Source organism: Sphingomonas sp., from assembly GCF_048595155.1.
Lineage (GTDB): Bacteria > Pseudomonadota > Alphaproteobacteria > Sphingomonadales > Sphingomonadaceae > Sphingomonas_I.
Window position 1 is genome coordinate 19946 of sequence record NZ_JBMDXN010000034.1, and the last position, 24071, is coordinate 44016.

The following is a 24071-nucleotide window of genomic DNA, read 5'->3' on the forward strand; positions in this document are numbered from 1 at the left end:
GAGAGATTAGCTCCGCGACCGGCCGAGGTGATTGAAAAGACGATCGGCGCGGGCCCGGAACGCTGCGGGTCCGCGCCGATCGAGAACGCGACGCAACGCGCCACGCCCGGGGATGCTTAGACGAAGCTGGTCAGATCAATTGTATCGTGGACGCCCTGCAGATCGATCACACTATCGGCGATCGTACCGTTGCTGCTGCTGTAGAAAAGATAGCTGTCATTGCCGACCGTGAGCTGGGCGATGTCTGCACTATGCCCACTCAGCGTCGAAAGAACGCCAGCCAGGCCATCAACCAGCGAGAGCGCACCAACCTGATGCACCGCCTGCGGAACGAAGCCGAGCGAAATATGATCGGTGCCGACCTGGAAGTCCGTGATCGTTTCGCGCTGGCCGAGCAGGCCGTTCAGGCCCAGGAAGGCCGCGTCGTTCCCGCGGAGCTGGAACACATCCGATCCGGCACCCCCGGTAAGCGTGTCCGCGCCGAGATCACCCAACAGCACATCGTTGCCGTCGCCGCCGCGCAACACGTCGGCGCTCTGGTCTCCGCGAACGGTATCGTCGCCGGCGCCGCCATCGATCGTATCGGACCCGAGATTGCCGTTGATGGAGTCGTTGCCGTTGCCGCCGGAGATGCGATCATTGTCCTGGCCGCCAAAGATGCGGTCATTGCGGTCGCCGCCGTCGATCGTGTCGACGCCGGCATTGCCCTGAATATAGTCGTTGCCGGCACCACCGAAGATGCTGTCGCCGCCGTCCGGGCCAGGGTTGGGACCGAAGCCGTAGATATGATCGTTGCCGGAGCCGCCGATCAGCGTGTCGCTGCCGGCGTCGCCAAGAATATAATGATGACCGTCGCCCGCTTCGATCCGGTCATTGCCACTGAGTCCATCCAGATAGGAATTGCCGCCTGTCCCGGTAAGAACGTCATTGCCGGTGAAGCCCAACACCAGATGGGTTCCGTCGGCGAACGTCACATGGGCGTCCTGACTGGCCTTGACGAGCTCGGTCGCCGGCAGCGTCACCGTGAGCCCGCCTACTTTGAGGGCCACGTCCGCGCCAGACGAGCTGATCGCAATATTCGAATCCTGTAGAGTAGATCCAAGGTTTAGCAGGTCTTCGGATTTGAATAATGGCGCCAATGTCGATGTAAGCGCACTGAGTAAATAATTGGCTATTACCATACTCTCCCACAACGTGGTGCGCACGCTCATCGGCGCATCACCCATCTTCTCATCATCTGTCAGAATGGCGTTTGCTGACCATTCGAGAACGCAACTTATTCGCACCTGTTCAGAGACATCCAAGACAATTTTTTGCAATTTGAGAGATATCAGGAGCGCAGTCGCTACCCGACTTTCCGCCACCTCGCGGGGATGACGCCGGTGCGATCACACCATCTCCGTCCCTCGCTGCGACGATGCAGGGGCGCTCGGCTACTTAGTCGCGGGGCAGAGGCTTGGACTCTCCCAACCGGACAAAGATCGTATCATATTGATAACGTTTTGATGTTTCCGGCCGCTGATAGTTCGATCCGGTACAAAGGGGGCTTTACTGCGGCCCCTGCTGCTTGCCAGACACCCGCGTCGATCACGGCGGAGCGAATTCAAGATCATCATGCGAAATCCCGCACTTCCTCAAGAAAGCGGAACGGTTCGAAGGCTGCTGACGGAATTAGCAGGCGCCTTCGGGATGCAGCTTGCGCCATCCGGTGCCGATGAGCAGTTACATCATACGCAACTGCAACCGGGGTGCGCGGAAGCACGGCTTGCTACTGCCAAAGCATGGATCCAGGCGCGTCACTGGCGCGACAAGATTCTGGAGTGTGACCTGTTCGTCGATCCGGCCTGGGACATCATGCTGGATCTTTACGAAAAATATTATAAGGGAAAATCGGTGACCGTGACCAGCGCCTGCCTGGCAGCGCGCGTGCCGATGGCGACCGCTTTCCGTCAATTATCGCGGATGGTCGCGGCCGGCTGGATCACCCGCCAGGAAGATGCGGCGGACCGGCGCAAGGTGCAGGTGCTACTCACACGGCAGGCGATCGAGCGGATGGACGCGGTGATGGACATCGCCCTGAAAAACGAGCGCCGACTTACGTCCACTCCCGCCCCAATCGCCCTGCTGAGTGCGGATAGCAATCGCTGAGCGCAGACGGCGACGGGATTAGGCCAGCCCTAGCAACCAGCTCGCCAATGGCACAGGATGAACGGTGGCCCCGGGCATGTGATCGGTCAGTGCGCGGCGGTTGGCCATGATCCAGGCCAGGCATTCGGCACGACTGTCGAACAGCTCGAAATGGGCCAGCGATGGGGCCTTGCTGTCGCCGTCAACAAGGAAGCGGGCATGGCGACGGCACCCCCGGGCGGCAATCCAATCGCGGCTGGGTGCTTCCACGGCGACGGCCCAGTGCGGCCGGCGCGGATCGAGCGCATCCACCTGACTCAACTGCATCGGAAACCTCCGCTCCCATCACCGACACCGCCGCCGCGCCTCTTTGGCTGGGGCGCGGTCGGACGGTCCGTTTTGCGTCAAGACGCATTGGAGGCGGGGCCGCGGCGGGACCTGCCCCCCGGCCCGCTCCGGTTACTGTACCCCGGCGGGCTCGGCGATGCCGATCGGCTCCACGCTATCGCCCTTCTGCGGCAGATCGAAGCGATCGGCATCCATCACCTTGGTCCAGGCATGGATGAAGTCGCGGACGAACTTCTCCTCGTGCCCGGTCTCGGCATAGACTTCCGCGACGGCACGCAATTGGCTGTTCGAACCGAAAATGAGATCGGTGCGGGTCGCGCGCCATTTCTCGTGCTGACCGGCCCGATCATAACCGATGAACTCCTCATCCGCGCTCGTGTCGACAACCTTCCAGAACGTGTCGTTATCGAGCAGATGGACGAAGAAGTCGTTGGTGAGCTGGCCCTTGCGGTTGGTGAACACGCCTTCCGGCATATCCTTGTAATTGGCGCCGAGCACGCGCAGTCCGCCAAGCAGCACCGTCATTTCCGGAACCGACAGGCCGAGCAGCGAGGCGCGATCGAGCAACAGCTCCTCCGTCTTCACACTATGCTTGGTCTTGAGATAGTTGCGGAACCCGTCGGCCGCAGGCTCCATGACCGCGAAGCTTTCGGCATCGGTCCAATCCTGGCTCGCATCACCACGCCCGCCAACGAACGGCACGTCGACGTCGAAGCCGGCGTCACGCGCCGCCTTTTCGACCGCAGCGGTGCCCGCAAGCACGATCGCATCGGCCATGGACAGGGCGCCGCGCAGTTCCTCGATCTTGGCGAGGATACGGCCGAGTTCCTCCGGCTCGTTTACCGCCCAGTCCTTTTGCGGAGCGAGGCGGATACGCGCACCGTTCGCGCCGCCGCGATGATCGGAACGACGATAGGTGGAGGCCGACGCCCAAGCGGTTTTCACGAGCTGACCGACGGTGAAACCCGCATCCAGGATCTTGCCCTTGAACGCGGAAACATCCTCATCCGACGGCTTGGTGCCGGCGGGAACCGGATCCTGCCAGATCAGATCCTCCTCTGGCACGTCCGGGCCGAGATAGCGGACCTTGGGCCCCATGTCGCGATGGGTCAGCTTGAACCAGGCGCGCGCGAAGGCGTCCTTGAATGCCTCATGATCGTTGCGGAATTTCTCCGAGATCACGCGGAATTCCGGATCGACCTTCAGCGCCATGTCGGCGGTGGTCATCATCGTCGGCACGCGCTTGTTGGGATCGTGGGCCGCTGGCGCCATATCCTCCGGCTTCTGGTTGATCGGCTGCCACTGCTTGGCGCCGGCCGGGCTGCGCACCAGTTCATATTCGTAATCGAGCAGCAGGCGGAAGTAGTTTTCCGACCATTCGGTGGGCGTGTTCACCCACGACCCTTCGATGCCGCTGGTGATCGTATGTTCACCAAAACCGCTTTCGTGCGCGCTGGCCCAGCCCAGACCCTGCAACGCGATATTGGCCGCCTCGGGCGAAGCATCGACCAAGCTCGGATCACCTGCGCCATGCGCCTTGCCGAAGGTGTGGCCGCCGGCGGTCAGAGCGACCGTCTCCTCATGGTTCATCGCCATGCGTTCGAACGTGACCTTGATGTCGCGCGCAGACTGAAGCGGATCGGGTACGCCGCCCGGCCCTTCCGGATTGACGTAGATAAGGCCCATCTGGATCGCGGCGAGCGGATGTTCGAGCTCCATCTCGCGATCGGGCTGGATGCGGGTCTCATTGCCTTCCTGGCCAACCCATTTCTCTTCGGCACCCCAATAGATGTCGCGCTCCGGCTCGAACACGTCGCGACGGCCGCCGCCGAAGCCGAAGATCGGGCCGCCCATCGATTCAATCGCGACGTTGCCGGTGAGGATGAACAGATCGGCCCAGCTGATCTTGTTGCCGTATTTGCGCTTGATCGGCCACAGCAGGCGGCGGGCCTTATCGAGATTGCCGTTATCGGGCCAGCTGTTCAGCGGTGCGAAGCGCTGCTGGCCGCTATTGGCGCCACCGCGCCCATCAGCGGTGCGATAGGTACCGGCTGCGTGCCAGGCCATGCGAATGAACAAGCCGCCATAATTACCATAGTCGGCCGGCCACCAGGGTTGGCTGTCCGTCATCAGCGCCTTCAGGTCGGCTTTGAGCGCGTGGTAATCGAGTGAGTTGAAGGCGGCGGCATAGTCAAATTCCGCACCGAGCGGATCGGGAGATGTGCCACCCTGATTGAGGACTTCGAGTGGAAGCGCTTCGGGCCACCAATCCCGGTTGGTCCGTCCAAGTAGAGATCGGACGGTCGTCGGTCGATCTACAGGGCAACCCATTGAACCGGTCTTCGGGTCCATGTCCGCATCCTCCTATGTCCTCTGATGACGAGAAGGATACACCCGCTCAGAGGGCCGCCTTAACGAGGAAAGTTGATCAAAGAGGATCATCCGTTCGATCAATCGGCGCGCCGTTTGGGGTGGGTTGGCGGCCAGCCGCATGGCCGCCGTCCTTTGTCAGATCTTCACAAGTTCCACCCGACGGTTCTGGGCCTTGCCTGCCTCGGAACTGTTGTCGGCAACGGGTGCGCTCGCGCCGAAGCCCTTTGACGTCAGCCGATCGCTGCCGATGCCAGCGGCGACGAGCGCCTGCTTCACCGATGCCGCTCTGCCCTCCGACAAAGTCTGATTGTGCGACGATGATCCGGTTTCATCGGTATAGCCGTTGATCGCGAGCTTGAGCGTTGGGTTCTGCTTCAGCAGCGTCACGATCGCGCCGATCTGAGACTGCGAGTCCGGCAGGATCTTGGTGGCGTCGGTCGCGAAATTGACGTGGACGACAGCCTTGCCGGACCGATAGATCGCCTGCTTGAGCGCATCGGCGGGCAGCAGCTTCGCGGTGGCGACGAAGGGCTTCGTTTCCACGATACACATGCTGGCACTGTAACTATCCGGCACATAATTGATCCAGATTTCGCGATCAGGGCGACGGATCACCGACACTTGCGCGGGGACGTTGTAGACGTCGCCGAGACAGGAATTCTTGCCGACCGTCACGTCCTCCGACAAGGTTTCGGTGATCGCCCGCGGGATTTTGCTGTTGGTGATCTTCACGCCGCCGGCGGCGGCGATCACCGTGTCGAGATTCTTCTGCAATTCGAAAGCCGAATAGGTCTTTCCCGTCTTGCTGGTGATGGTGGACATGAACAATTTACCCTCCACATCGTGGAGCGCGGAGCCTGTCCAGAACGGGAAATGATCGAAATCGCGGGTTTCGCCTTCGCCGCCATGTTCGCCCCAAGCGTAACCGTCCGGAAGGCCGATATAAGGAAAGGCACCGAGCGGTGCGGTGGAAACCGGTATCTTGTCGATCGCGAAGCCGCCTGCAGGCGGCGTCACCTGGGGCGCCGGGGCTGCCGGTGCGGCGGGTGTGGCCGCATTTTCCGCAGGCGCAACCGCATTCTCCGTCTGAGCGTCCTTCCCGGCCTTATGGCATCCCGCCAAGGCAAGGACCGTCAAAATCACCGCACCGCTTTTCCGGACCACCATTGCACGACCTCCTGCTAAGCCGACGCAGCGCCTATCCTGCAAATACACACTGTGCAATTAAGTTTTTGACGGTGATCAGTTTGACAGGTAGAGGCCAGCTCGTCCTATCAGACCCTTTTTGTCGAAGATTGAAGCACAGCCATTCCGCGACACGATCAAGCCATCGTCGTGAATGTGCACGATCCTATGGGAGAAGCCTGAAATGCGCCGTTTCGTTGTCGCCGCCGCCGTCCTGTTGAGTGCGTGTGGATCGAGCGAGAAGTCGACGACCGTTGCCGGGACCACCTTCACCAGCGATGACAGCAAGGGCACGGCTTCCATCACAACCGACAAGGGCTCTATCCGTACCGCCGAGGGCGCGGCGGCGGCGCGTGTCACCATGCCCGCTTATGCGCCCCTGTATCCGGGCGCGACCGTGACCGGCGTGATCGAGACCGAGACCGAAGGTCGCAAGAACAAGATGGTCACGCTGAGCAGCCCCGATGCGATCGGCAAGGTGATGGATTTCTACAAGGGCAGCCTGACCAAGGCGGGATGGAAGGTTCCGTCGTCCTTCGTATCGGATGATGGCGGCATGGTGGCGGGTGAGAAGGACGGCAAGTCCGTTTCCATCGCCCTTTCGCGCGAAGACGACGGCAAGACCAACGCGCTGGTGAACGTACCCAACGACTGATCGCGACGGACGGCGGCCGGCTCGGCGGGGTCAGCGCGGAAGCGGCTCGCCGTCCTGGATCAACAGGACGATGCCCAGCAGCGCCAGCGCAGCAGGGCGGCGTAGATGATCCCGCTGATCCACCCGGCCCTCCGCGACACACCGCCCACTTGTACGAGCGCGACAGGATCAATCGTGCTGTCAGGCCGGCATAGCTTCTGCAAGGCGGCGATCGCGTGCTGCACGGAGGTTCGATAGGCCGTCAGGCCGAGCATGATCGCCACCGGCAAGCCGGCACGATTTGCGGCTGATATGGAACTGATGCCGATCAGAGCGAGCATAATGAACCCCGCAATCAGCCACATCTTGCGATAGAAAAACCCGACAGGGCCGAACAGGAAGGCCGGCACGGCGAAACCACCCCCAAAGAAGCGGAACGGCCGCTGCGGCAAACTAGCGCGGAGTGGCTGTCAGGCGAGCGATATTGCTGCGCGCCAACACCGACATGGTCTGTCGGCCAATCGATCGCTCAAAGATCCGTCAGATCCAGGGGCGATCTGCGGCGATGCTTTTCTCGTAGCGGCCGATATCGTCGGCCATGGCCAGCGTCAGGCCGATTTCGTCCTTGCCCTGCATCAGGCAGTCGCGGCGAAACGGATCCATGGTGAAGGTGAAACGGTCCTGATAGGGCGTCGTAACGGTCTGCGTTTCGAGATCGACCGTGATCTCATCCTTCTGCGCCACCTCCATCAGCCGATCGATCGCCTCCTGGGGAAGGACGACGGTGGCGATGCCGTTCTTGAACGCGTTGCCGGAAAAGATGTCCGAAAAGGAGGGCGCGACCACGGCCCTGATGCCCATATCGACCAGCGCCCAGGCGGCATGTTCGCGGCTGGAGCCGCACCCGAAATTGTCGCCCGCGACGAGGATCGGCGCACCGGCATAAGCCGGGTCCTCGAAGACGTTGCCGGGTTCCGCGCGCACGGTTTCAAAGGCGCCACGACCAAGACCCGAACGGGTGATGGTCTTCAGCCAATGGGCGGGGATGATCACGTCGGTATCGACGTTCTTTCGGCCGAACGGGTAGGCACGGCCTTCGACTTTGGTGAGTGGGGTCATTAGTCGGCGGCTTTCGGAAAGGCGGGCAGCTTGGCGATGTCCGCAGGTTCGTGCTGGAGGATGACCGTGGCATGCAAGTTTGCCGCCATGGTCTTGAAGCGATCGAGCGAGGCCAGCGTATCGGCACGGCTGGCATTGTAGGCCGGGACGCCGTTGCTCGCATAATTTTCGGCGAAGTGCGCGATGTCGCCGGAGAGCAGGACATAGCCTGTGCGCGCAAGCTTCACGAGCAAACCGTGATGCCCCGCGGTATGGCCTGGCAGATCGAGCATGACGACGCTGCCATCGCCGAAAATATCCTTGTCGCCGGTAACCGGATCGAGCGTGCCGCCGCCGCTCAGCCAGTGGATCAGCAGCTTGCCGAGTTCCGCATTGGGGCCGCGCAGATCATCGATATCGGCCTTGCCCATGAGCAGCCTGGCCTGCGGAAAATCGCCGGCTTGGCCTATATGATCGAAATGATCGTGGCTGATCGCGATGATCGCGATCTGCGCAGGCTTGATGCCAAGCCGGGCAAGTTGATCGACGATGCTGACATCCAGCGTGGCGTCGAGTGGCTGCCTGGGATTGAGGACATGGTTGCGCAGCTGCGGCGGGAGGCCGGTGTCCCACAGCATATAAGTGTCGCCGTGGCGAATGAGATAGCAGTTGGCCGTCAGCGTCTTCTGCTTGCCGCGATAGGCATAGGTGTCGGAGAATTCGTCGAGATCATAGGCGACGAGCCTGCCGCAATCGAGCCGCGTAAGCGCGACCGGCGCAGGCGCTGTGGCATGGGTCGCCGCCGGCACGATCATGGCGGCCGCTGCCGTCAAAAGATGCATCCCCTTCATGCGATCGGCCTCCAGCAGTCGCCTCCCTCCCCCCAACGGGACGGGAAGGCGATGGTCACCCCATCAGGTCGCGGACGTCGGTGAGGCGGCCGGTGACGGCGGCTGCGGCTGCCATTGCGGGCGACACCAAGTGGGTGCGCGCGCCCGGCCCCTGGCGACCGACGAAGTTGCGGTTTGAGGTCGACGCGCAGCGCTCGCCGGGCGGCACCTTGTCGGGGTTCATCGCCAGACACATGGAACAGCCTGGTTCCCGCCATTCGAAGCCGGCGTCCAGGAAGATGCGATCCAACCCTTCCGCCTCGGCCTGACGCTTGACCAAGCCCGATCCCGGCACGACCAGCGCCTGGCGGATCGTGCCAGCGATGTGACGGCCCTTGGCGACGGCGGCAGCGGCGCGCAAATCCTCGATCCGGCTGTTGGTGCAGCTGCCTATGAAGATATGTTCGACGCCGACATCCTGCATGCGCGTACCTGGCGTGAGGCCCATATAGTCGAGCGACTTCTTCGCGGCTTCCTGCTTGGATGGATCGGCAAAGCTCATCGGATCGGGAACGCTGCCGGTGATCGGCACCACATCCTCCGGGCTGGTGCCCCAGGTGAGGCTGGGCGCGATGTCGGCCGCATCCAGGGTGACGACCTTGTCGTAGACCGCGCCGGCATCGGTCGGCAGCGTGCGCCAATAGTCGACCGCGCGATCCCAATCCGCACCCTGCGGCGCCATCGGCCGGCCCTTGAGATAGGCATAGGTCGTCTCGTCCGGCGCGATCAGGCCCGAGCGCGCACCATGTTCGATCGCCATGTTGGAGATGGTCAACCGCCCCTCGATCGACATGCTGCGGATCGCCGAGCCGGTATATTCGACGACATAGCCGGTGCCGCCGGCGGCGCCGACCTTGCCGACGATGGCGAGGATCACGTCCTTCGGGCTGACGCCGAAGCCGAGCGCACCATCGACGCGGATTTCCATCGTCTTGGAGCGCTTAAGCAACAAAGTTTGCGTGGCGAGGACATGTTCGACTTCGCTCGTACCGATGCCGAAGGCGAGCGCGCCGAGCGCGCCGTGCGCGGCGGTGTGACTGTCGCCACAGACCAAAGTCGTGCCGGGAAGCGTGAAGCCCTGCTCCGGCCCGACGACATGAACGATACCCTGTTCGGGTGCGATCTCATCGAACAGGCGCACGCCGAATTCCGGGGCGTTGCGGCGAAGCGCCGCCAGCTGGTTCGCGCTCTCCGCATCCGCAATCGGCAGGCGCGCGCCATTGGCGTCGGTCCGCGCGGTGGTCGGAAGATTATGATCCGGCACCGCCAGCGTAAGATCCGGTCGCCGGACGAGGCGACCCGCCACGCGCAGACCCTCAAAGGCCTGCGGGCTGGTAACCTCGTGAACGAGGTGGCGATCGATATAGATCAGGCAGGTGCCATCGTCGCGGCGGGCGACAACATGCGCGTCCCAGATCTTCTCATAAAGCGTGCGCGGTGGAGCCATAGTGAGCGCGCACATAAGCCCGCTCCGGCGCGAAAACCAGTAAGTCTATTGCGCGCAACCGGCCATGCGGCGCAACGAAATGGCGGTCCGTCGCCTAGCCCGCCAATTGCGGTGAGATGTAGGACGGGTCGTGCGTAAACGGCAAACGTCCCTGGCGCCGTAGCGATTCCAGCACGACACCGAAATCCGTGCGGCACCGGAAGCCGAGCATGCGTTCCGCCAATGCGGCGTCGTAGACGCGATCGATCGACGCCGGCAGCGTCCATCCGCGCGCGGCGAAAAGTTCGCGTACATCAGGATAGAGCCGGGTGATGACCGCGGCGGCATCGCGCTTCAGATCGAGCATATCAGCCGGTACAAAAGGCGTCGGCGCGGAGATGATGAACAGCCCGAACCCAAGGTCCGGCGCGCGTCCCAACGCAATGCGATGCGCTTCGGCTGCATCCTCGACGGTCAGCCGACGATGCAGCAGCTCGACCGCTTTGCTGTTCTCGCCATCCTGCTCGATGAGGTGCGCCTGATCGTCTTGCTCCGGGAAGAAGCGGCTGGTCCGCAGGATGATGATGGGGAGCCCATGGTCGTCGTGGATCAGGCGGCACAGGCGTTCGGCGGCGAGCTTGGTGGCGCCGTAGACGTTGCGCGGCGCCAATGGGGTGAGGGTTTCGTCGATCCATGCCGCGGCCTCGCCCTGCCCCGCCCGGATCGCAGCGGAGATCATGAGCGAGGTTGTCGAGGTGAAGACGAAGCGATCGACGCCCGCCGCGACCGCTTCCTCCAGCAAGCCAAGTGTGCCGCTGACATTGACGTCGATGAAGCGCTGCCGCGAGACCCTGGCGATGTCGGGCTTATGCAAGGCGGCGGCGTGGACGACGGCGTCGATACGATAGTCGCGCATGATCCGCGCCACCAAGGCGCGATCGTCCACGCCGCCGATAATCTGCGTGTAGGGCCCGGGCGCGACATCGAGGCCGACGGGGTGATGTCCATCGGCCGCCAGCAGCGGCGCGAGATGGCGGCCGAGCCAGCCGCTGGAGCCAGTGAGGAGGATATTCATCGCGCGGCAGGACTAAGCGCGCGGCGATGCCCGATCAATCAGGGTCTGCCGATCTCAACCCAGTCATGGAAGGGCAGGCCATAATATTGATCGAACACTTCCAGCGGCAGGCCGGTGGGTTTGACGGAGGTCGAGTTCCACAACAGCGCGACACCAAAGCGCTCGGCCGGATCGAAGATCATTTCGGAACGCGAGCCGCGCACGGCACCGCGATGCCAAACGAGGTGGTGCCCCTGGTAATCCGACTCGCGGAAAGCGAGACCATAGGAGCTGTTCTTCAGTGCCAGATCATAGGCCGCAAGCCCCCGGCGTGGGGTGAAGACCCGGGGGACGTGCAGCTTGAAGAGAAGATCCTGGGGCAGAATGTTGGGCGCTCCGCCCATCTGCGCGCGCATCCAGATGCCCAGATCGACGATCGAGCTGTTCACGCCGCCCGCCGCGGGCACGCGATAATAGGCTTCCTGCACCGGGATGGGACGCCGCCCCGCATGCGGCCTTGCCCAGCTGCGCGCGCCGATCAGGCCCTGTTGGGTAGTAGTCGCGCTCGTCATGCCGAGCGGGCCGAACAGATAGCGATGCGCGGCCTCCTCATAGCTGAGGCCGGTCGCCTTGCTGATCGCCTCGTGCGCGACATCGAAGGCGACATTCTGATAGGCCCAGCAGGTGCCGGGCGGGCACATGGGATAGAGCGGGCCGTACATGCCGCGGATCATCGCGGGATCTTCATTGCCCTCCAGCCGATCGGCATAGGCGTTCTTGACGATGCCGAGCCGGTGGGAGAGCGCATCCGACAAGGTCGCGACATTCTGATTGTCGTGCGGCAACTTGAGCGTGGACGACCATTTGGAAATGGGATCATCGAGCTTGAGCTTGCCCTGCCGCTCCAGCAGCGCCTCGAGCGTCGCAGCAACGCCCTTGGAGACGGACGCCCAGCGCCATACGGTCTGGACGGTTGCCGGCTCCTTGGTGTCGGCGTCGACCGTGCCATAGGCCTTGATGAAGGACAGCTGTCCATCCTCGATGACGGCGATGGCCAGGCCTGCCATGTCCTTGCGGTCCACCAGCGCGCGGATGCGGTTATCGAGATGCGCATAGTCCACCCGATAGACGCGCGGATTGAGCGGTCCGGCGCCGAGCGCGCGTTCCGCCTTGGCCGCGGCGCTGATGCCCTGGCGCACGGGCCGAGCCGAGAAGAAATGACGGGCAATCACGACCAGCTCGACCAGCAATGCGAGGGCCAGCAGCGCGTAGAAGCTACGCACGACCAGCGGGTCACGCCAAAACGGACGGGCAGACCTGGGAGGGCGCGGCGGGATCACGGAAAACAGTTCATTATGGGCCGACTGCCTTGGAGCCGAGCGGCGGACGGGTCAACGGGCGCGAAGCTCGGCTCGTCGCGCGACGAACCGTTGATCGCCCCGACCGCACCTAGCGGGGACGCTGCGCGGCAGCAGCCTTCCCCTTGGGCCCGGAATAGGTCACCCCCCATTCATGCGATTCGCCACCCCACTCCTGTTCGTCTCGACCGGCCTGCTCGCGAGCTGCGGCGGCCCCAACAAGGTGATCAAGGACGTCTATTCACCAGACGGGCGTTATCATGTCGAGGTTCGGCAATGCCCGGCGGTGGGATCCATGTCGGGCGGGACCGAGACGCAAGCGTCGATCCTTGACGCCAAGAAGGTCGGGACGTGCCACTCCGCGATCGGTACGATCGCGCAGTTCAGCGTGAATGAACCCGACGACCAGCTTCAGCTTGAGTGGATCAGCGACAGCGAGCTGCGGGCATGGCATCCGAACTTCAATCCGGCTTATGGCCCCGAAGCCTTTTCGCACCCCGCCAACAACAGCCCGGTCAAGGTGACGTTCGCCCGAAAGTAGCGCCTCCGATCGGGTTGCGGCGGGTTATCCCCGCCAGCCGCCCCTCATGCGGTGTAGGCCGCGGTGGTCTTCGCCTTGACCTCTTGCGCGGTTACGCCGGGCGCGAGCTCGATCAGCTTGAACGGCGTGTGGTGATCGGGCCGGTGGAAGACGCACAGGTCGGTCACGATCATGTCCACCACGTTCTTGCCGGTCAGCGGCAAGGTGCAGGCCGGGATGAATTTCGGCTCGCCATTCTTGGCGGTGTGCTCCATCACGACGATGATCTTCTTCACGCCCGCGACGAGGTCCATCGCCCCGCCCATCCCCTTCACCATCTTGCCGGGGATCATCCAATTGGCGATGTCGCCGCCCTCGGACACTTCCATCGCGCCGAGCACGGTCAGGTCGATATGGCCGCCACGGATCATGGCGAAACTGTCCGACGAGGAGAAATAGGAGGACGATGGCAACTGGCTGATGGTTTGCTTGCCGGCGTTGATCAGATCCGGATCGACCTCATCATCATACGGGAACGGACCGATGCCCAGCATGCCGTTTTCGGACTGGAGCGTAACCTCCACGCCCTCCGGCACATGGTTCGCAACGAGCGTCGGGATGCCGATGCCGAGATTGACGTAGAAGCCGTCCTTCAACTCCTGCGCGGCGCGGGCTGCCATTTCATCGCGGGTCCAGGCCATCACTGCTTCGCTTTCGTTACGGTGGGAACGGGAATGGCTGGACCCCGCGTGGGGCCGGGATCGCGCCACTGCTTGTCTTTCGGGAAGATATCGTCGGCATCCCCCTGCAGCGCCTTGCCGTAGACTGGATTCGGCATCACGAACCACCCTGCCCCCCACAAGGATGCGATGCCGGGGTAATCGGCGATGGCCCGGCGCTCGGCGACGGTCGCGGGCTCGGTCGTGAACCGATCCGAGAAATCGACCAGCTGGTCTCCCGCCATCGCCAGCACGCAATAATGCGACGCGATCGTGGCGCGGCGGCCGTCCTTGGCGGAGTCGGTCCCGTCATCGCCGCGCAAGAACAAGGTCTCGCCATGTTTGGCAGGGCCAAGGCCGACGCCGACCAACGCGTCCTCGGTCGCCGCGGCATTGGCCGCCGCGCGATTGGAGTTGAAGATCACGGTCACGCCGACGTTGCGCACCCGGTCCAGCGCCTCCTTTGCTCCCGGCGCGGCGACCACGAAGTTGGCGCCCTGCTTTTCCCAGCGATCCCAGGCGGCGGGATCGAAGCCCGGTCGCTGGGCGACGAGATCGTCATATTCGGCACCGAGGTTGAGAATGGCGGTCTCGTCGACGTCCAGCACGATTGCCGGCGGCTTGTCGCGACATTCCACGAAGCGCGGATTGGCCAGCGTCGCATCGGAGGCGAGCACAACGCTCTTACGATCGCCGATGGCGATCTCCATCCCCACATAATCGGCGAGCATCCGCCAGCTCTGACGGGTCAAAGCCGCCGCTTCCGCCGACCCGTAGAGATATTGAATGCCATGCAGATTGGCGGGGACCGACGCCGTCTGCGCGGCTGCGGCCGATTTCGGCTTGGCACCATGCCTTGGCTTGCGCGCAAGCGCCGGTGCGGACAGCACCAGCAGCAGCGCCAGGATAGTCGGCGTTCGCGTCATGCCGCTTCGCGCGTGCGCACCGTGCGAAACTCGATCTTCTTGTCGTAGGGCGCGCCCAGCAGCAGCCGCTTCACATAGATGCCGGGCACATGGATGCAGTCCGGATCGAGGCTGCCGACAGGCACGATTTCTTCCACTTCGGCAACCGTATGCTTGCTGGCGGTGGCCATGGGCTGGTTGAAATTGCGGGCGGTCTTGCGGAAGATCAGATTGCCGGCTTCGTCGGCCTTCCAGCCCTTGATGATCGAGAGATCGGCAACGATGCCGCGTTCGAGCACGTAGGTCTCGCCGTCAAATTCCTTGGTTTCCTTGCCTTCGGCGACCACCGTGCCGACGCCGGTTTTGGTGTAGAAGCCGGGAATGCCGGAGCCGCCGGCGCGGCATCGTTCCGCCAAGGTGCCCTGCGGGCAGAATTCCACCTCAAGATCCCCGGCCAGATATTGTCGTTCGAATTCAATATTCTCGCCGACATAGGACGAGATCATCTTGGCGATCTGGCGGCTGCGCAGCAATTTGCCGAGGCCAACCCCATCGATCCCTGCATTGTTGGACACGATCGTCAGGCCTTTCACGCCGGAGGCCTCGATCGCGTCGATCAACCGCTCGGGAATGCCGCACAGGCCGAAGCCGCCGGCACAGATGGTCATATCGTCCTTGAGCAGGCCTGCCAGTGCCGCGACCGCATCGGGATAGATCTTGTTGGCCACAAACGCTCCTTGCGGGATTTGCGGTGGCGATAGGCGGTCGAGCCGCGCGCGGTCAACGTTGCCCCGTGCTTTCCTGCGACGCTATAGGCGCGCCATGACATCGAACCGAACCGGCGGCCGCATCCTGGTCGACGCCCTCCGCGCGCAGGGCTGCGACCGTATCTTCACCGTACCGGGGGAAAGTTTCCTGCCGGTGCTGGATGCGCTGGTCGACGCGCCGGATATCGACGTGGTCGTGACCCGTGCCGAAGGCGGCGCCGCTTTCATGGCGGAGGCTGACGGCAAGATGACGCATCGCCCCGGCGTCTGCTTCGTCACGCGCGGCCCGGGCGCCACCAACGCCTCGATCGGCGTCCATGTCGCGATGCAGGATTCGACGCCGATGATCCTGTTCGTCGGCGATGTCGCGCGCGACGCGCGGGACCGGGAAGGCTTTCAGGAAGTCGACTTTCCCGCTTTCTTTGCGCCGCTCGCCAAATGGTCGGCGCGGATCGAGCATGCGGCGCGCATCCCCGAGTATGTCGCGCGGGCTTACGCGACGGCAATGAACGGCCGGCCCGGGCCAGTCGTGCTGGCGTTGCCGGAAGACATGTTGGGCAACGATGCCGAAGCGGTGGACCGACCTCGCGTCGATCGTGCCCCGCAGGCATGCGATCTGGAAGCGATCAACGCGCTGTACGACCGGCTGCGCAGCGCCAAGGCTCCGGTTGCGATTGTGGGCGGCAGCGACTGGGATGCCGGAGCTGGGGACGATTTCGCGCTGTTTGCCATACGGACGGGCTTGCCGGTGGCGGCGGCTTTTCGGCGCCAGGACGCCTTGCCCAACGATTGCCCCGTCTATGCCGGCAATCTGGGCTATGGCCCCAATCCACGCTTGATCGAGCGGATCAAGCAAGCCGATCTGCTGCTGGTGGTAGGCGCCCGTCTGGGGGAAGCCACGACCGACGGATATGAACTCATCACGCCGGATCACCCGGGTCAGGTGCTGGTGCATGTCCACCCCGACCCGGAAGAGCTGAACCGCGTCTATCGCACCGATGTGGCGATCTGCGCCGATATGCGCAGCTTCGCCCGGGCGGTGGCGTGCACGATCGACGAGACGACGATTGCCAGCCCCCGTGGCGCCGAGGCGCATAGCGAATGGGAAGAATGGAATACCCCGTTCGCCAACCACATGCGGCTGGACCTCGGATTGTGCTGGGCAGAGCTGCGCGAGCAGCTGCCGGCCGACAGCATCATCTGCAACGGCGCAGGTAATTTCTCGGCCTGGGCGCACCGTTTCTGGCGCTACGCCGCACAGCCATCGCAACTCGCGCCGACGGCCGGAGCAATGGGCTATGGCGTACCGGCGGCGGTCGCAGCGGCGATCCGCTTCCCCGACCGACGCGCGGTGGCGGTGGCCGGCGACGGCGATTTCCAGATGAATGGGCAGGAGTTGGCGACGGCGGCACGCCAAGGCGCAAGGCTGCTGGTCCTGCTCATCGACAATGGCAGCTACGGTACGATCCGGATGCACCAGGAACGCCGCTATCCCGAGCGCGTATCGGCGACCGACCTGACCAATCCCGATTTTGCCGCGCTGGCGCGGGCCTATGGCGGCTGGGCGGAGACGGTGGAAACGACCGACCAGTTCGCGCCTGCCCTCACCCGCGCGCTGGAGCAGCCGGGCATCGCTTTGCTGCACCTGAAGACGGATATCGAGCGGATCAGCCCGACCCTGACCGTGTCGGGGCTGCGGGCCAAAGGGTGACTTTCCCGCTCCGATCGCCCCCAGCAAAGTCGAGGGGGATGACCGAGCAAAGTCGAGGTTTCCCCATTCAGGCTTCTCGACTTCGCTCGAAAGGGCGTCTCGACTGCGCTCGACGCGAACGGGTGTGGTGTGGATAGCCGCCCGCTCCTGATATTCGACTCCGGCGTCGGCGGCCTTTCTGTCTTGGCCGAGATCCGCCAGGCCTTGCCGCTGGCGCCGATTGTTTACGTCGCCGATAACGGAGGCTTTCCATATGGTACGAAGACCGAGGCGGAGATCGCGGCACGCGTGCCCGCCTTGCTCGGGCGGCTGGCAGAACGTTATCGCCCGCGTCTGATCGTCATCGCTTGCAATACCGCATCAACCATCGCGTTGCCGGGCGTGCGGGCCGCGCTGGACGTGCCGGTCGTCGGAACGGTCCCGGCGATCAAGCCGGCGGCCGAGCGGTCAACGAGTCGCGTGATCGGGGTGCTGGGGACAGAGGCGACCGTACGCCAACCCTATGTCGATGATCTGTCGCACCGCTTCGCCAGCGACTGCCAGGTATTGCGGCATGGTTCGGCGGCGCTTGTGGAACTGGCCGAAGCAAGCCTGCGCGGCGACCCTACTCCAGATGCCGCGTATCATGACGCGCTTTCCGGCTTGCTCGATCAGGCCGGCGGCGATCGCATGGACACCGTCGTTCTGGCCTGCACGCACTTTCCGCTGGTGGCAGATCGACTGGCGCTTGTCGCGCCCCGCCCGCTTCTTTTTGTCGATGGGGCCAAGGGGATTGCACGGCGCACATTGACCCTCACTGCAGGAGATTCATGGCCAGAGCGGGCGACGCCGGGAACAGCGATCTTCACCGCCCCGAATGAAGTTTCCGACGGGTTGCGAGGAGCGCTTGCCAGCTTCGGTTTAGAAAAAATCGATTGGCTTTAATCAAAAAATGCGGCGTGTAGCGCTGGAAACAGGGAACTTTCAGCGCTAGAGGCGCAGCTTCGAAACCCGGGGAAGTTCCTCTTGGACTATAATCGCGTTTTCACTCAGGCGATCGATCGGCTCCATGCCGAGGGACGCTACCGGGTCTTCATCGACATCCTGCGCAACAAGGGCGCCTTCCCCAATGCGCGCTGCTTCGCCGGCCACAATGGGCCGAAGCCGATCACGGTGTGGTGTTCGAACGACTATCTGGCGATGGGCCAGCATCCCGATGTGATCAGCGCGATGGAAGAGGCACTGCACGATGTGGGGGCCGGCGCCGGCGGAACGCGCAACATCGGCGGCAACACGCATTATCATGTCGATCTGGAAGCCGAGCTTGCCGATCTGCACGGCAAGGAAGGCGCGCTGCTGTTCACCAGCGGCTATGTCTCCAACGAAGCGACCCTGTCGACGCTCGCCAAGGTGCTGCCCGGTTGCATCATCTTTTCGGACGAGCTGAACCACGCATCGATGATCGCCGGCATTCGCAGCTCAGGCTGCGAAAAGCATGTGTTCCGTCACAACGATCTGGAACATCTGGAAGAGCTGCTGGCGGCCGCCGATCCCGACGCGCCCAAGCTGATCGCGTTCGAAAGCGTCTATTCGATGGATGGCGACATCGCGCCGATCCATGCCATCTGCGATCTGGCCGACAAATATGAGGCGCTGACCTATCTGGACGAGGTCCATGCTGTCGGCATGTATGGCGCGCGCGGCGGCGGCATTTCGGAGCGCGACGATGCCGCGAGCCGGCTGACGATTATCGAAGGCACGCTGGGCAAGGCGTTCGGCGTGATGGGCGGCGATATCGCGGACGACAAGATGATCATCGACGTGATCCGCAGCTATGCGCCGGGCTTCATCTTCACCACCAGCCTGTCGCCAGTGCTGGTCGCGGGTGCGCTGGCGAGCGTGCGCCATCTGAAGCAATCCGCATCGGAGCGGGAAGGCCAGCAGAAGGCGGCAGCGATGCTGAAGGCGATGATGGCGGAGGCCGGCCTGCCGGTAATGCCGTCCACCACCCATATCGTGCCGCTGATGGTCGGAGATCCGGTCAAGGCCAAGCGCGCGAGCGATATCCTGCTCGCCGAATATGGCGTCTATGTGCAGCCGATCAATTATCCGACGGTGCCGCGGGGCACCGAGCGGCTGCGCTTCACGCCCGGCCCCAGCCATGACGAAGCGATGATGCGCGATCTGATCGACGCACTCGTGGAGATCTGGAGCCGGATGGAGATGCGCCTGGCCGCCTGACCTCTCCGACCCAAGCGAGGCTGGCTTCAACGACGTTGGGATACTACAGCTTGTGTGTCCCGAATCGCTGGAGTTTCCGTTGGCTGCGCGCATCGCCATCGCTTCCGATCACGCAGCCGTCGCGCTGAAGGCCGTTCTGGCCGCCTGGTTGCGTGAGTTGGGCCATGCGGTCACCGACCTGGGGCCCGAGACCAATGCCTCGGTCGATTATCCTGATTATGGTTTCGCGCTGGGCGACGCCATCGCGCAACACCGGGCCGATATGGGAATCGCCTTGTGCGGATCGGGTATCGGCATTTCGATCGCGGTGAACCGCAACCCGGCCGCGCGCTGCGCGCTGGTATCGGAACCGCTGTCGGCCGCGCTCGCGCGGCGCCACAACGATGCCAATGTCATCGCGCTTGGCGCGCGTCTTACTGGTGAAGATATGGCCAAAGCCTGCGTGCAGGCCTTTATCAACACCGCTTTCGAAGGGGGCCGCCACCAGGGGCGCGTCGCCAAACTCGCACATCTTGCCCAGGAGCCCGTATGAGCAGCAAGCCCGCCAATGACGTCCAGCCGGACGGCTTCTTCTCGCGCGGTCTAGCGCAAGCCGATCCGGCTGTGTTCGCCGGCGTCGAACATGAAATCGCGCGTGAGAAAGATCAGATCGAGCTGATCGCATCGGAGAATATCGTCTCCAAGGCGGTACTGGAGGCGCAAGGCTCCGTCTTCACCAACAAATATGCCGAAGGTTATCCAGGCAAGCGCTATTATCAGGGCTGCGCGCCGTCCGACACGGTCGAGCAGCTGGCGATCGATCGCGCCAAGCAATTGTTCGGCTGCGGCTTCGCCAACGTCCAGCCGCATTCGGGCGCGCAGGCCAACGGCGCCGTCATGCTGGCGCTGACCAAGCCGGGCGATACGATCATGGGTCTCAGCCTGGATGCGGGTGGTCACCTGACGCACGGCGCCAAGGCCGCTTTGTCGGGCAAATGGTATAATGCCGTGCAATATGGCGTGACGCGCGACACCCATCTGATCGACTATGATGCGGTCGAGGCGATGGCGAAGGAGCATAAGCCGACCCTGCTGATCGCCGGCGGATCGGCTTACCCGCGGCACATCGATTTCGCCCGCTTCCGCCAGATCGCCGATGCCGTCGGTGCGCTGTTCATGGTCGACATGGCGCACTTCGCCGGGCTGGTCGCGGGCGGCGTGCACCCGACGCCGTTCGGTCATGCTCATGTCGTCACCACCACCACGCACAAGACGCTGCGCGGCCCGCGCGGCGGCATGGTGATGACGGACGACGAGGCGATCGCGAAGAAGATAAACTCGGCGGTCTTCCCCGGCCTTCAGGGCGGCCCGCTGATGCACGTCATCGCCGCCAAGGCGGTGGCGTTCGGCGAAGCGCTCGACCCGTCGTTCAAGGCCTATTCGCGCGCGGTGATCGACAATGCCAAGGCCTTGGCGGCACGCCTGAAGGAGCGCGGCGCCGAGATCGTGTCGGGCGGGACCGATACCCATCTGGCGCTGGTCGACCTGACACCGCTGGGCGTCACCGGCCGCGACGCCGACGAGGCGCTGGAGCGGTGCGGCATTACCTGCAACAAGAACGGCATCCCGTTCGATCCCCTGCCCCCGGTCAAGACCAGCGGCATCCGCGTGGGATCGCCAGCCGGCACGACGCGCGGCTTCGGCGTGGCCGAATTCCGCGACATCGCCGACATGATCGCCGACGTGCTGGACGGCTTGCGCAAGAATGGCGAACAGGGCGACGCCCAGATCGAAGCCAATGTGCGCGAGCGCGTGAAGGCGCTGACCGCGCGCTTCCCGATCTATCCGGAGCTTTAATTGCGCTGTCCTTTTTGTTTTCACCCCGACAGCCAGGTCAAGGATAGCCGCCCGACCGAGGACGGCGCGTCCATCCGCCGCCGCCGGCAATGCGAAAGCTGCGGCGCGCGCTTCTCGACGTTCGAGCGGGTGCAGTTGCGTGAGCTGACAGTCGTCAAGAAGGATGGCGACCGCCAGCAATTCGATCGCGCGAAGCTGGAACGCTCCATCGCTATCGCGGCGCGCAAACGCCCGGTAACGAACGAGCAGATCGAGCGGCTTGTCTCCTCCATCCAGCGGCAGCTGGAGACGAGCGGCGACAGCGAGGTCAACGCCGCCCGCGTCGGCGAGATGGTGATGGACGGGCTGCAGCAGCTCGATAGCGTCGCCTATATTCGCTATGCGAGCGTCTATAAGAACTTCCGCGAGGCCCGGGATTTCGAACATTTCGCTGGGAGTGTGACGGAGGCGGGTGGGGAGTGAGGCGCCACAGCAGGCACGCTAATCCTCCGCTCCCCGTTCGTCCCGAGTAACCATCGAGCTTGTCGAGATGGTATATCGAGGGATAGGCGTTCGCCCATGACATTCTGGGCCTATGTTCTCCGCTGCTCCGACGGATCTTATTATACCGGCCACAGCGACGACCTCCAGCAACGCATCGCGCAGCACCATGCCGGGGAGGTCGCCGGTTATACGCGTGATCGACGCCCGGTCACCCTGCTGTGGTCTGCCGAATTTCCTACGAGAGAAGAGGCTCTGGCTGCGGAGTTGCAGATCAAGAATTGGTCGCGGGCAAAGAAGGAAGCCCTGATCCGGGGGATTGGGATGAGGTCAGCCGCGCGGCGAAAAAGAATTTCGAGGGTAGCACGCCTCGATACGCCGTCTCGACAAGCTCGACGGCTACTCGGCACGAACGGAAAGTGGTTAGCGGAGTGACAATCGACATCCCCCCGCCCGCTATCGTCCTTGTCCGGCCGCAACTTGGCGAGAATATCGGCAAGGCGGCGCGGGCGATGTTGAATTTCGGGCTGACCGACTTGCGGTTGGTCAGTCCGCGCGATGGCTGGCCGAACCCCAGTGCCGGTCCGGCCGCCTCCGGCGCGGACATCGTGCTGCGTCAGGCGCGACTGTTCGACAGCGTGGCCGATGCGGTCGCCGACTGCGCACATGTTTACGCGACCACTGTGCGCAAGCGCGGCGTTACCAAACCAGTCGTACGTCCGGACGAGGCAGCCGCTGCGATCCGCCGGGAGCCGGGTGGCAGCGCGATCCTGTTCGGGCCCGAGCGATCGGGGCTGGAAACGGACGACGTCGCGATCGCGCGGACCATCTTGACCGTACCGATCAATCCGGAATTCGGATCACTCAACCTGGCGCAGGCAGTGATCCTGGTGGCGTATGAATGGTCCAAGGGCGCCGATCTGGTGCAGCCATCCGTCACCGATATCCTGCCACCGGCACCCCAGGAGGAGCTGGATGGCATGATCGCGCAGCTCGACAGAATGCTGGCGGAAGCCGGCTATTTCTTCCCGCCCGACCGAAAGCCCACGACGCAACGAATGCTACGTACGCTGTTCACGAAGCCTGGCTGGAATTCGCAGGAGGTGCGGACCGTGCGGGGGATCCTGTCGACCTTCGCCTCCCCGAAACGGCGTTAATTGTGATGAAATAACGCCTCTTAACGGCGACAAGAGGCTTGATTCGGATCGCCGGCTTGGCTCTGGTAGACGGATATCCAATTGGGGGGATTTGTAATGCGCGTCTTCATTCTGCCGATGCTTCTGTTCGCGGTGCCGGCGGCTGCACAAACGGACACCGCACCGGCCGTTCCTGCGCCGGCGGCGACAACGGTGGCCGCGGCGAGCAAGCCGGTGCCTGCGCGCGATAAGATGGTATGCCGCACGATGCAGCGCACGGGATCGCGTCTGGGCGGAAAGCGGGAATGCATGACCGTCGCCCAATGGGACGAGCGGGCCAAGAATGATCGCGACGAACTGGACCGCATGAGCCGCGCGGCGGAAAAGGCCTATTGAGCGACTTGCTGCGCCACGCTTGCGGCTGGCACCATAAGGCTCGCACATTCTTGACTTAGCAGGCGATCGCCGCCATAGGCGCCCCTCGCAATTGGCTCCGCACGCTCGGTGAAGCGGTGGCCCTGCCCTCTCCTACCAGAGAAACAGCAGCGCGGTTCCGGGCATTTCGTGCATCCGGCTTCGGCCTGGTGCGCACCAACGCAATTGAAGGACAGACTTATGTCGAAGCGCTCCAGCGCCAAGTACAAACTCGACCGCCGCATGGGCGAGAATATTTGGGGTCGCCCCAAATCGCCGGTCAACAAGCGGGAATATGGTCCCGGTCAGCACGGCCAGCGCCGCAAGGGCAAGGTTTCGGACTACGGCATCCAGCTGAAGGCGAAGCAGAAGCTCAAGGGCTATTATGGCGATGTGACCGAGAAGCAGTTCAAGAAGGCGTACACCGAAGCCGCTCGTATGAAGGGCGACACCGGTCAGAACCTGATCGGCCTGCTTGAGCGCCGCCTGGACGCGGTTGTCTATCGCGCCAAGTTCGCGCCGACGATCTGGTCTGCCCGCCAGTTGGTCAACCACGGCCACATTCGCGTCAATGGCGTGAAGTGCAACATCGCATCGCGTCTGGTGAAGCCGGGTGACGAGCTGACGCTCGGGCCGAAGGCGCAGGAAATGGCGCTGGTCATGGAAGCGCAGGGTCTCTCCGAGCGTGACATCCCCGATTATGTCGCCGCCGACGGCGCATCGAAGGTTACCTATGTCCGCGTCCCGACGCTGGACGAAGTGCCTTACCCGGTGAAGATGGAACCGAACCTGGTGGTCGAGTTCTATTCGCGCTGATCCTGGCCTAACCAGAACAGACAAAAAGAAGAGGCGGCCGGCGACGGCCGCCTC

Annotated in this window: 26 protein-coding genes; 13 read left to right on the forward strand and 13 right to left on the reverse strand. The window is 63.5% G+C overall.

Annotated elements, in window-relative coordinates; genetic code table 11:
- Positions 1–116: 116 nt before the first annotated feature.
- Positions 117–1049, reverse strand: coding sequence for a calcium-binding protein (locus ACOJSI_RS05485; RefSeq protein ID WP_420137249.1), 933 nt, complete (start codon positions 1047–1049; stop codon positions 117–119).
- A 640-nt stretch (positions 1050–1689) separates the two neighbouring features.
- Between ACOJSI_RS05485 and ACOJSI_RS05490 the strand changes: the two genes are divergently transcribed.
- Positions 1690–2148 carry a MarR family winged helix-turn-helix transcriptional regulator gene (locus ACOJSI_RS05490; protein ID WP_420137250.1) on the forward strand — a complete coding sequence of 153 codons (459 nt, stop codon included), beginning with the start codon at positions 1690–1692 and terminating at the stop codon, positions 2146–2148.
- 18 nt (positions 2149–2166) lie between these two features.
- On the opposite strand, the gene ACOJSI_RS05495 is transcribed toward ACOJSI_RS05490, so the two are convergent.
- The 3 genes from ACOJSI_RS05495 to ACOJSI_RS05505 form a co-directional block, all read right to left on the reverse strand.
- Positions 2167–2454, reverse strand: coding sequence for a hypothetical protein (locus ACOJSI_RS05495; RefSeq protein ID WP_420137251.1), 288 nt, complete (start codon positions 2452–2454; stop codon positions 2167–2169).
- Positions 2455–2586: 132 nt separating this feature from the next.
- Positions 2587–4827, reverse strand: coding sequence for a catalase/peroxidase HPI (katG, locus tag ACOJSI_RS05500; protein WP_420137252.1), 2241 nt, complete (start codon positions 4825–4827; stop codon positions 2587–2589).
- Positions 4828–4983: 156 nt separating this feature from the next.
- Positions 4984–6015 carry an OmpA family protein gene (locus ACOJSI_RS05505; protein ID WP_420137253.1) on the reverse strand — a complete coding sequence of 344 codons (1032 nt, stop codon included), beginning with the start codon at positions 6013–6015 and terminating at the stop codon, positions 4984–4986.
- A 202-nt stretch (positions 6016–6217) separates the two neighbouring features.
- Between ACOJSI_RS05505 and ACOJSI_RS05510 the strand changes: the two genes are divergently transcribed.
- Positions 6218–6688, forward strand: coding sequence for a hypothetical protein (locus tag ACOJSI_RS05510; RefSeq protein ID WP_420137254.1), 471 nt, complete (start codon positions 6218–6220; stop codon positions 6686–6688).
- A 59-nt stretch (positions 6689–6747) separates the two neighbouring features.
- On the opposite strand, the gene ACOJSI_RS05515 is transcribed toward ACOJSI_RS05510, so the two are convergent.
- The 6 genes from ACOJSI_RS05515 to ACOJSI_RS05540 form a co-directional block, all read right to left on the reverse strand.
- Positions 6748–7119 carry a DUF2628 domain-containing protein gene (locus ACOJSI_RS05515; RefSeq protein WP_420137255.1) on the reverse strand — a complete coding sequence of 124 codons (372 nt, stop codon included), beginning with the start codon at positions 7117–7119 and terminating at the stop codon, positions 6748–6750.
- A gap of 88 nt (positions 7120–7207) precedes the next feature.
- Positions 7208–7786, reverse strand: coding sequence for a 3-isopropylmalate dehydratase small subunit (gene leuD, locus ACOJSI_RS05520; RefSeq protein ID WP_420137256.1), 579 nt, complete (start codon positions 7784–7786; stop codon positions 7208–7210).
- Entirely contained in the window at positions 7786–8616 is an 831-nt protein-coding gene (locus ACOJSI_RS05525) for an N-acyl homoserine lactonase family protein (protein ID WP_420137257.1), read from the reverse strand. The genes leuD and ACOJSI_RS05525 overlap by 1 nt, the downstream gene beginning before the upstream one ends.
- A gap of 55 nt (positions 8617–8671) precedes the next feature.
- Complete coding sequence (gene leuC, locus ACOJSI_RS05530) at positions 8672–10102, reverse strand: 3-isopropylmalate dehydratase large subunit (RefSeq protein ID WP_420137290.1); 1431 nt, start codon at positions 10100–10102, stop codon at positions 8672–8674.
- 94 nt (positions 10103–10196) lie between these two features.
- Positions 10197–11156 (reverse strand): NAD-dependent epimerase/dehydratase family protein, encoded by a 960-nt coding sequence (locus ACOJSI_RS05535; RefSeq protein ID WP_420137258.1) that lies wholly within the window; start codon positions 11154–11156, stop codon positions 10197–10199.
- A 38-nt stretch (positions 11157–11194) separates the two neighbouring features.
- Positions 11195–12418, reverse strand: a complete 1224-nt coding sequence (locus ACOJSI_RS05540; RefSeq protein WP_420137259.1) for a serine hydrolase domain-containing protein — start codon at positions 12416–12418, stop codon at positions 11195–11197.
- Positions 12419–12647: 229 nt separating this feature from the next.
- On the opposite strand from ACOJSI_RS05540, the gene ACOJSI_RS05545 reads away from it, so the two are divergent.
- Complete coding sequence (locus ACOJSI_RS05545; RefSeq protein WP_420137260.1) at positions 12648–13034, forward strand: hypothetical protein; 387 nt, start codon at positions 12648–12650, stop codon at positions 13032–13034.
- Positions 13035–13078: 44 nt separating this feature from the next.
- On the opposite strand, the gene ACOJSI_RS05550 is transcribed toward ACOJSI_RS05545, so the two are convergent.
- From ACOJSI_RS05550 to ACOJSI_RS05560, 3 genes are read right to left on the reverse strand one after another with little or no spacing between them, the layout of a single operon-like run.
- Complete coding sequence (locus tag ACOJSI_RS05550) at positions 13079–13714, reverse strand: 3-oxoacid CoA-transferase subunit B (protein WP_420137261.1); 636 nt, start codon at positions 13712–13714, stop codon at positions 13079–13081.
- Positions 13714–14658 (reverse strand): HAD family acid phosphatase, encoded by a 945-nt coding sequence (locus ACOJSI_RS05555; RefSeq protein WP_420137262.1) that lies wholly within the window; start codon positions 14656–14658, stop codon positions 13714–13716. The genes ACOJSI_RS05550 and ACOJSI_RS05555 overlap by 1 nt, the downstream gene beginning before the upstream one ends.
- Complete coding sequence (locus ACOJSI_RS05560; RefSeq protein ID WP_420137263.1) at positions 14655–15365, reverse strand: CoA transferase subunit A; 711 nt, start codon at positions 15363–15365, stop codon at positions 14655–14657. The genes ACOJSI_RS05555 and ACOJSI_RS05560 overlap by 4 nt, the downstream gene beginning before the upstream one ends.
- A gap of 94 nt (positions 15366–15459) precedes the next feature.
- Here ACOJSI_RS05560 and ACOJSI_RS05565 point away from each other — a divergent pair, with 94 nt between their 5' ends.
- The 10 genes from ACOJSI_RS05565 to rpsD all read left to right on the forward strand — a co-directional run bounded on the left by ACOJSI_RS05565 (position 15460) and on the right by rpsD (position 24017).
- Positions 15460–17115 carry a thiamine pyrophosphate-binding protein gene (locus ACOJSI_RS05565; RefSeq protein WP_420137264.1) on the forward strand — a complete coding sequence of 552 codons (1656 nt, stop codon included), beginning with the start codon at positions 15460–15462 and terminating at the stop codon, positions 17113–17115.
- A 129-nt stretch (positions 17116–17244) separates the two neighbouring features.
- Positions 17245–18039: a glutamate racemase gene (gene murI, locus ACOJSI_RS05570; RefSeq protein ID WP_420137265.1), complete on the forward strand. Its 795-nt coding sequence runs from the start codon at positions 17245–17247 to the stop codon at positions 18037–18039.
- Positions 18040–18120: 81 nt separating this feature from the next.
- Complete coding sequence (gene hemA / locus ACOJSI_RS05575; RefSeq protein ID WP_420137266.1) at positions 18121–19335, forward strand: 5-aminolevulinate synthase; 1215 nt, start codon at positions 18121–18123, stop codon at positions 19333–19335.
- Between the two features lie 79 nt (positions 19336–19414).
- Positions 19415–19867, forward strand: a complete 453-nt coding sequence (locus ACOJSI_RS05580; RefSeq protein WP_420137267.1) for an RpiB/LacA/LacB family sugar-phosphate isomerase — start codon at positions 19415–19417, stop codon at positions 19865–19867.
- Positions 19864–21171: a serine hydroxymethyltransferase gene (gene glyA, locus ACOJSI_RS05585; protein ID WP_420137268.1), complete on the forward strand. Its 1308-nt coding sequence runs from the start codon at positions 19864–19866 to the stop codon at positions 21169–21171. The genes ACOJSI_RS05580 and glyA overlap by 4 nt, the downstream gene beginning before the upstream one ends.
- Complete coding sequence (gene nrdR, locus ACOJSI_RS05590) at positions 21172–21633, forward strand: transcriptional regulator NrdR (RefSeq protein ID WP_420137269.1); 462 nt, start codon at positions 21172–21174, stop codon at positions 21631–21633.
- Between the two features lie 96 nt (positions 21634–21729).
- A complete protein-coding gene (locus ACOJSI_RS05595) occupies positions 21730–22086 on the forward strand; it encodes a GIY-YIG nuclease family protein (RefSeq protein WP_420137270.1) in 357 nt (118 codons plus the stop codon).
- Positions 22083–22808, forward strand: a complete 726-nt coding sequence (locus ACOJSI_RS05600; protein WP_420137271.1) for an RNA methyltransferase — start codon at positions 22083–22085, stop codon at positions 22806–22808. The genes ACOJSI_RS05595 and ACOJSI_RS05600 overlap by 4 nt, the downstream gene beginning before the upstream one ends.
- A gap of 96 nt (positions 22809–22904) precedes the next feature.
- Entirely contained in the window at positions 22905–23183 is a 279-nt protein-coding gene (locus ACOJSI_RS05605; protein WP_420137272.1) for a hypothetical protein, read from the forward strand.
- A 219-nt stretch (positions 23184–23402) separates the two neighbouring features.
- Complete coding sequence (gene rpsD / locus ACOJSI_RS05610) at positions 23403–24017, forward strand: 30S ribosomal protein S4 (protein ID WP_420137273.1); 615 nt, start codon at positions 23403–23405, stop codon at positions 24015–24017.
- Positions 24018–24071 lie beyond the last annotated feature (54 nt).

Excerpts from the sequence above, each read along its gene's own strand:
- ACOJSI_RS05605 (WP_420137272.1), top strand. The coding sequence starts at position 22,905 with ATGCGCGTCTTCATTCTGCCGATGCTTCTGTTCGCGGTGCCGGCGGCT.
- ACOJSI_RS05555 (WP_420137262.1), bottom strand. The coding sequence starts at position 14,658 with ATGACGCGAACGCCGACTATCCTGGCGCTGCTGCTGGTGCTGTCCGCA.
- leuD (WP_420137256.1), bottom strand. The coding sequence starts at position 7,786 with ATGACCCCACTCACCAAAGTCGAAGGCCGTGCCTACCCGTTCGGCCGA.
- ACOJSI_RS05550 (WP_420137261.1), bottom strand. The coding sequence starts at position 13,714 with ATGGCCTGGACCCGCGATGAAATGGCAGCCCGCGCCGCGCAGGAGTTG.
- ACOJSI_RS05525 (WP_420137257.1), bottom strand. The coding sequence starts at position 8,616 with ATGAAGGGGATGCATCTTTTGACGGCAGCGGCCGCCATGATCGTGCCG.
- ACOJSI_RS05595 (WP_420137270.1), top strand. The coding sequence starts at position 21,730 with ATGACATTCTGGGCCTATGTTCTCCGCTGCTCCGACGGATCTTATTAT.
- ACOJSI_RS05545 (WP_420137260.1), top strand. The coding sequence starts at position 12,648 with ATGCGATTCGCCACCCCACTCCTGTTCGTCTCGACCGGCCTGCTCGCG.
- rpsD (WP_420137273.1), top strand. The coding sequence starts at position 23,403 with ATGTCGAAGCGCTCCAGCGCCAAGTACAAACTCGACCGCCGCATGGGC.
- ACOJSI_RS05535 (WP_420137258.1), bottom strand. The coding sequence starts at position 11,156 with ATGAATATCCTCCTCACTGGCTCCAGCGGCTGGCTCGGCCGCCATCTC.
- glyA (WP_420137268.1), top strand. The coding sequence starts at position 19,864 with ATGAGCAGCAAGCCCGCCAATGACGTCCAGCCGGACGGCTTCTTCTCG.
- ACOJSI_RS05490 (WP_420137250.1), top strand. The coding sequence starts at position 1,690 with ATGCAGCTTGCGCCATCCGGTGCCGATGAGCAGTTACATCATACGCAA.
- ACOJSI_RS05505 (WP_420137253.1), bottom strand. The coding sequence starts at position 6,015 with ATGGTGGTCCGGAAAAGCGGTGCGGTGATTTTGACGGTCCTTGCCTTG.
- ACOJSI_RS05565 (WP_420137264.1), top strand. The coding sequence starts at position 15,460 with ATGACATCGAACCGAACCGGCGGCCGCATCCTGGTCGACGCCCTCCGC.
- leuC (WP_420137290.1), bottom strand. The coding sequence starts at position 10,102 with ATGGCTCCACCGCGCACGCTTTATGAGAAGATCTGGGACGCGCATGTT.
- katG (WP_420137252.1), bottom strand. The coding sequence starts at position 4,827 with ATGGACCCGAAGACCGGTTCAATGGGTTGCCCTGTAGATCGACCGACG.
- ACOJSI_RS05510 (WP_420137254.1), top strand. The coding sequence starts at position 6,218 with ATGCGCCGTTTCGTTGTCGCCGCCGCCGTCCTGTTGAGTGCGTGTGGA.
- ACOJSI_RS05495 (WP_420137251.1), bottom strand. The coding sequence starts at position 2,454 with ATGCAGTTGAGTCAGGTGGATGCGCTCGATCCGCGCCGGCCGCACTGG.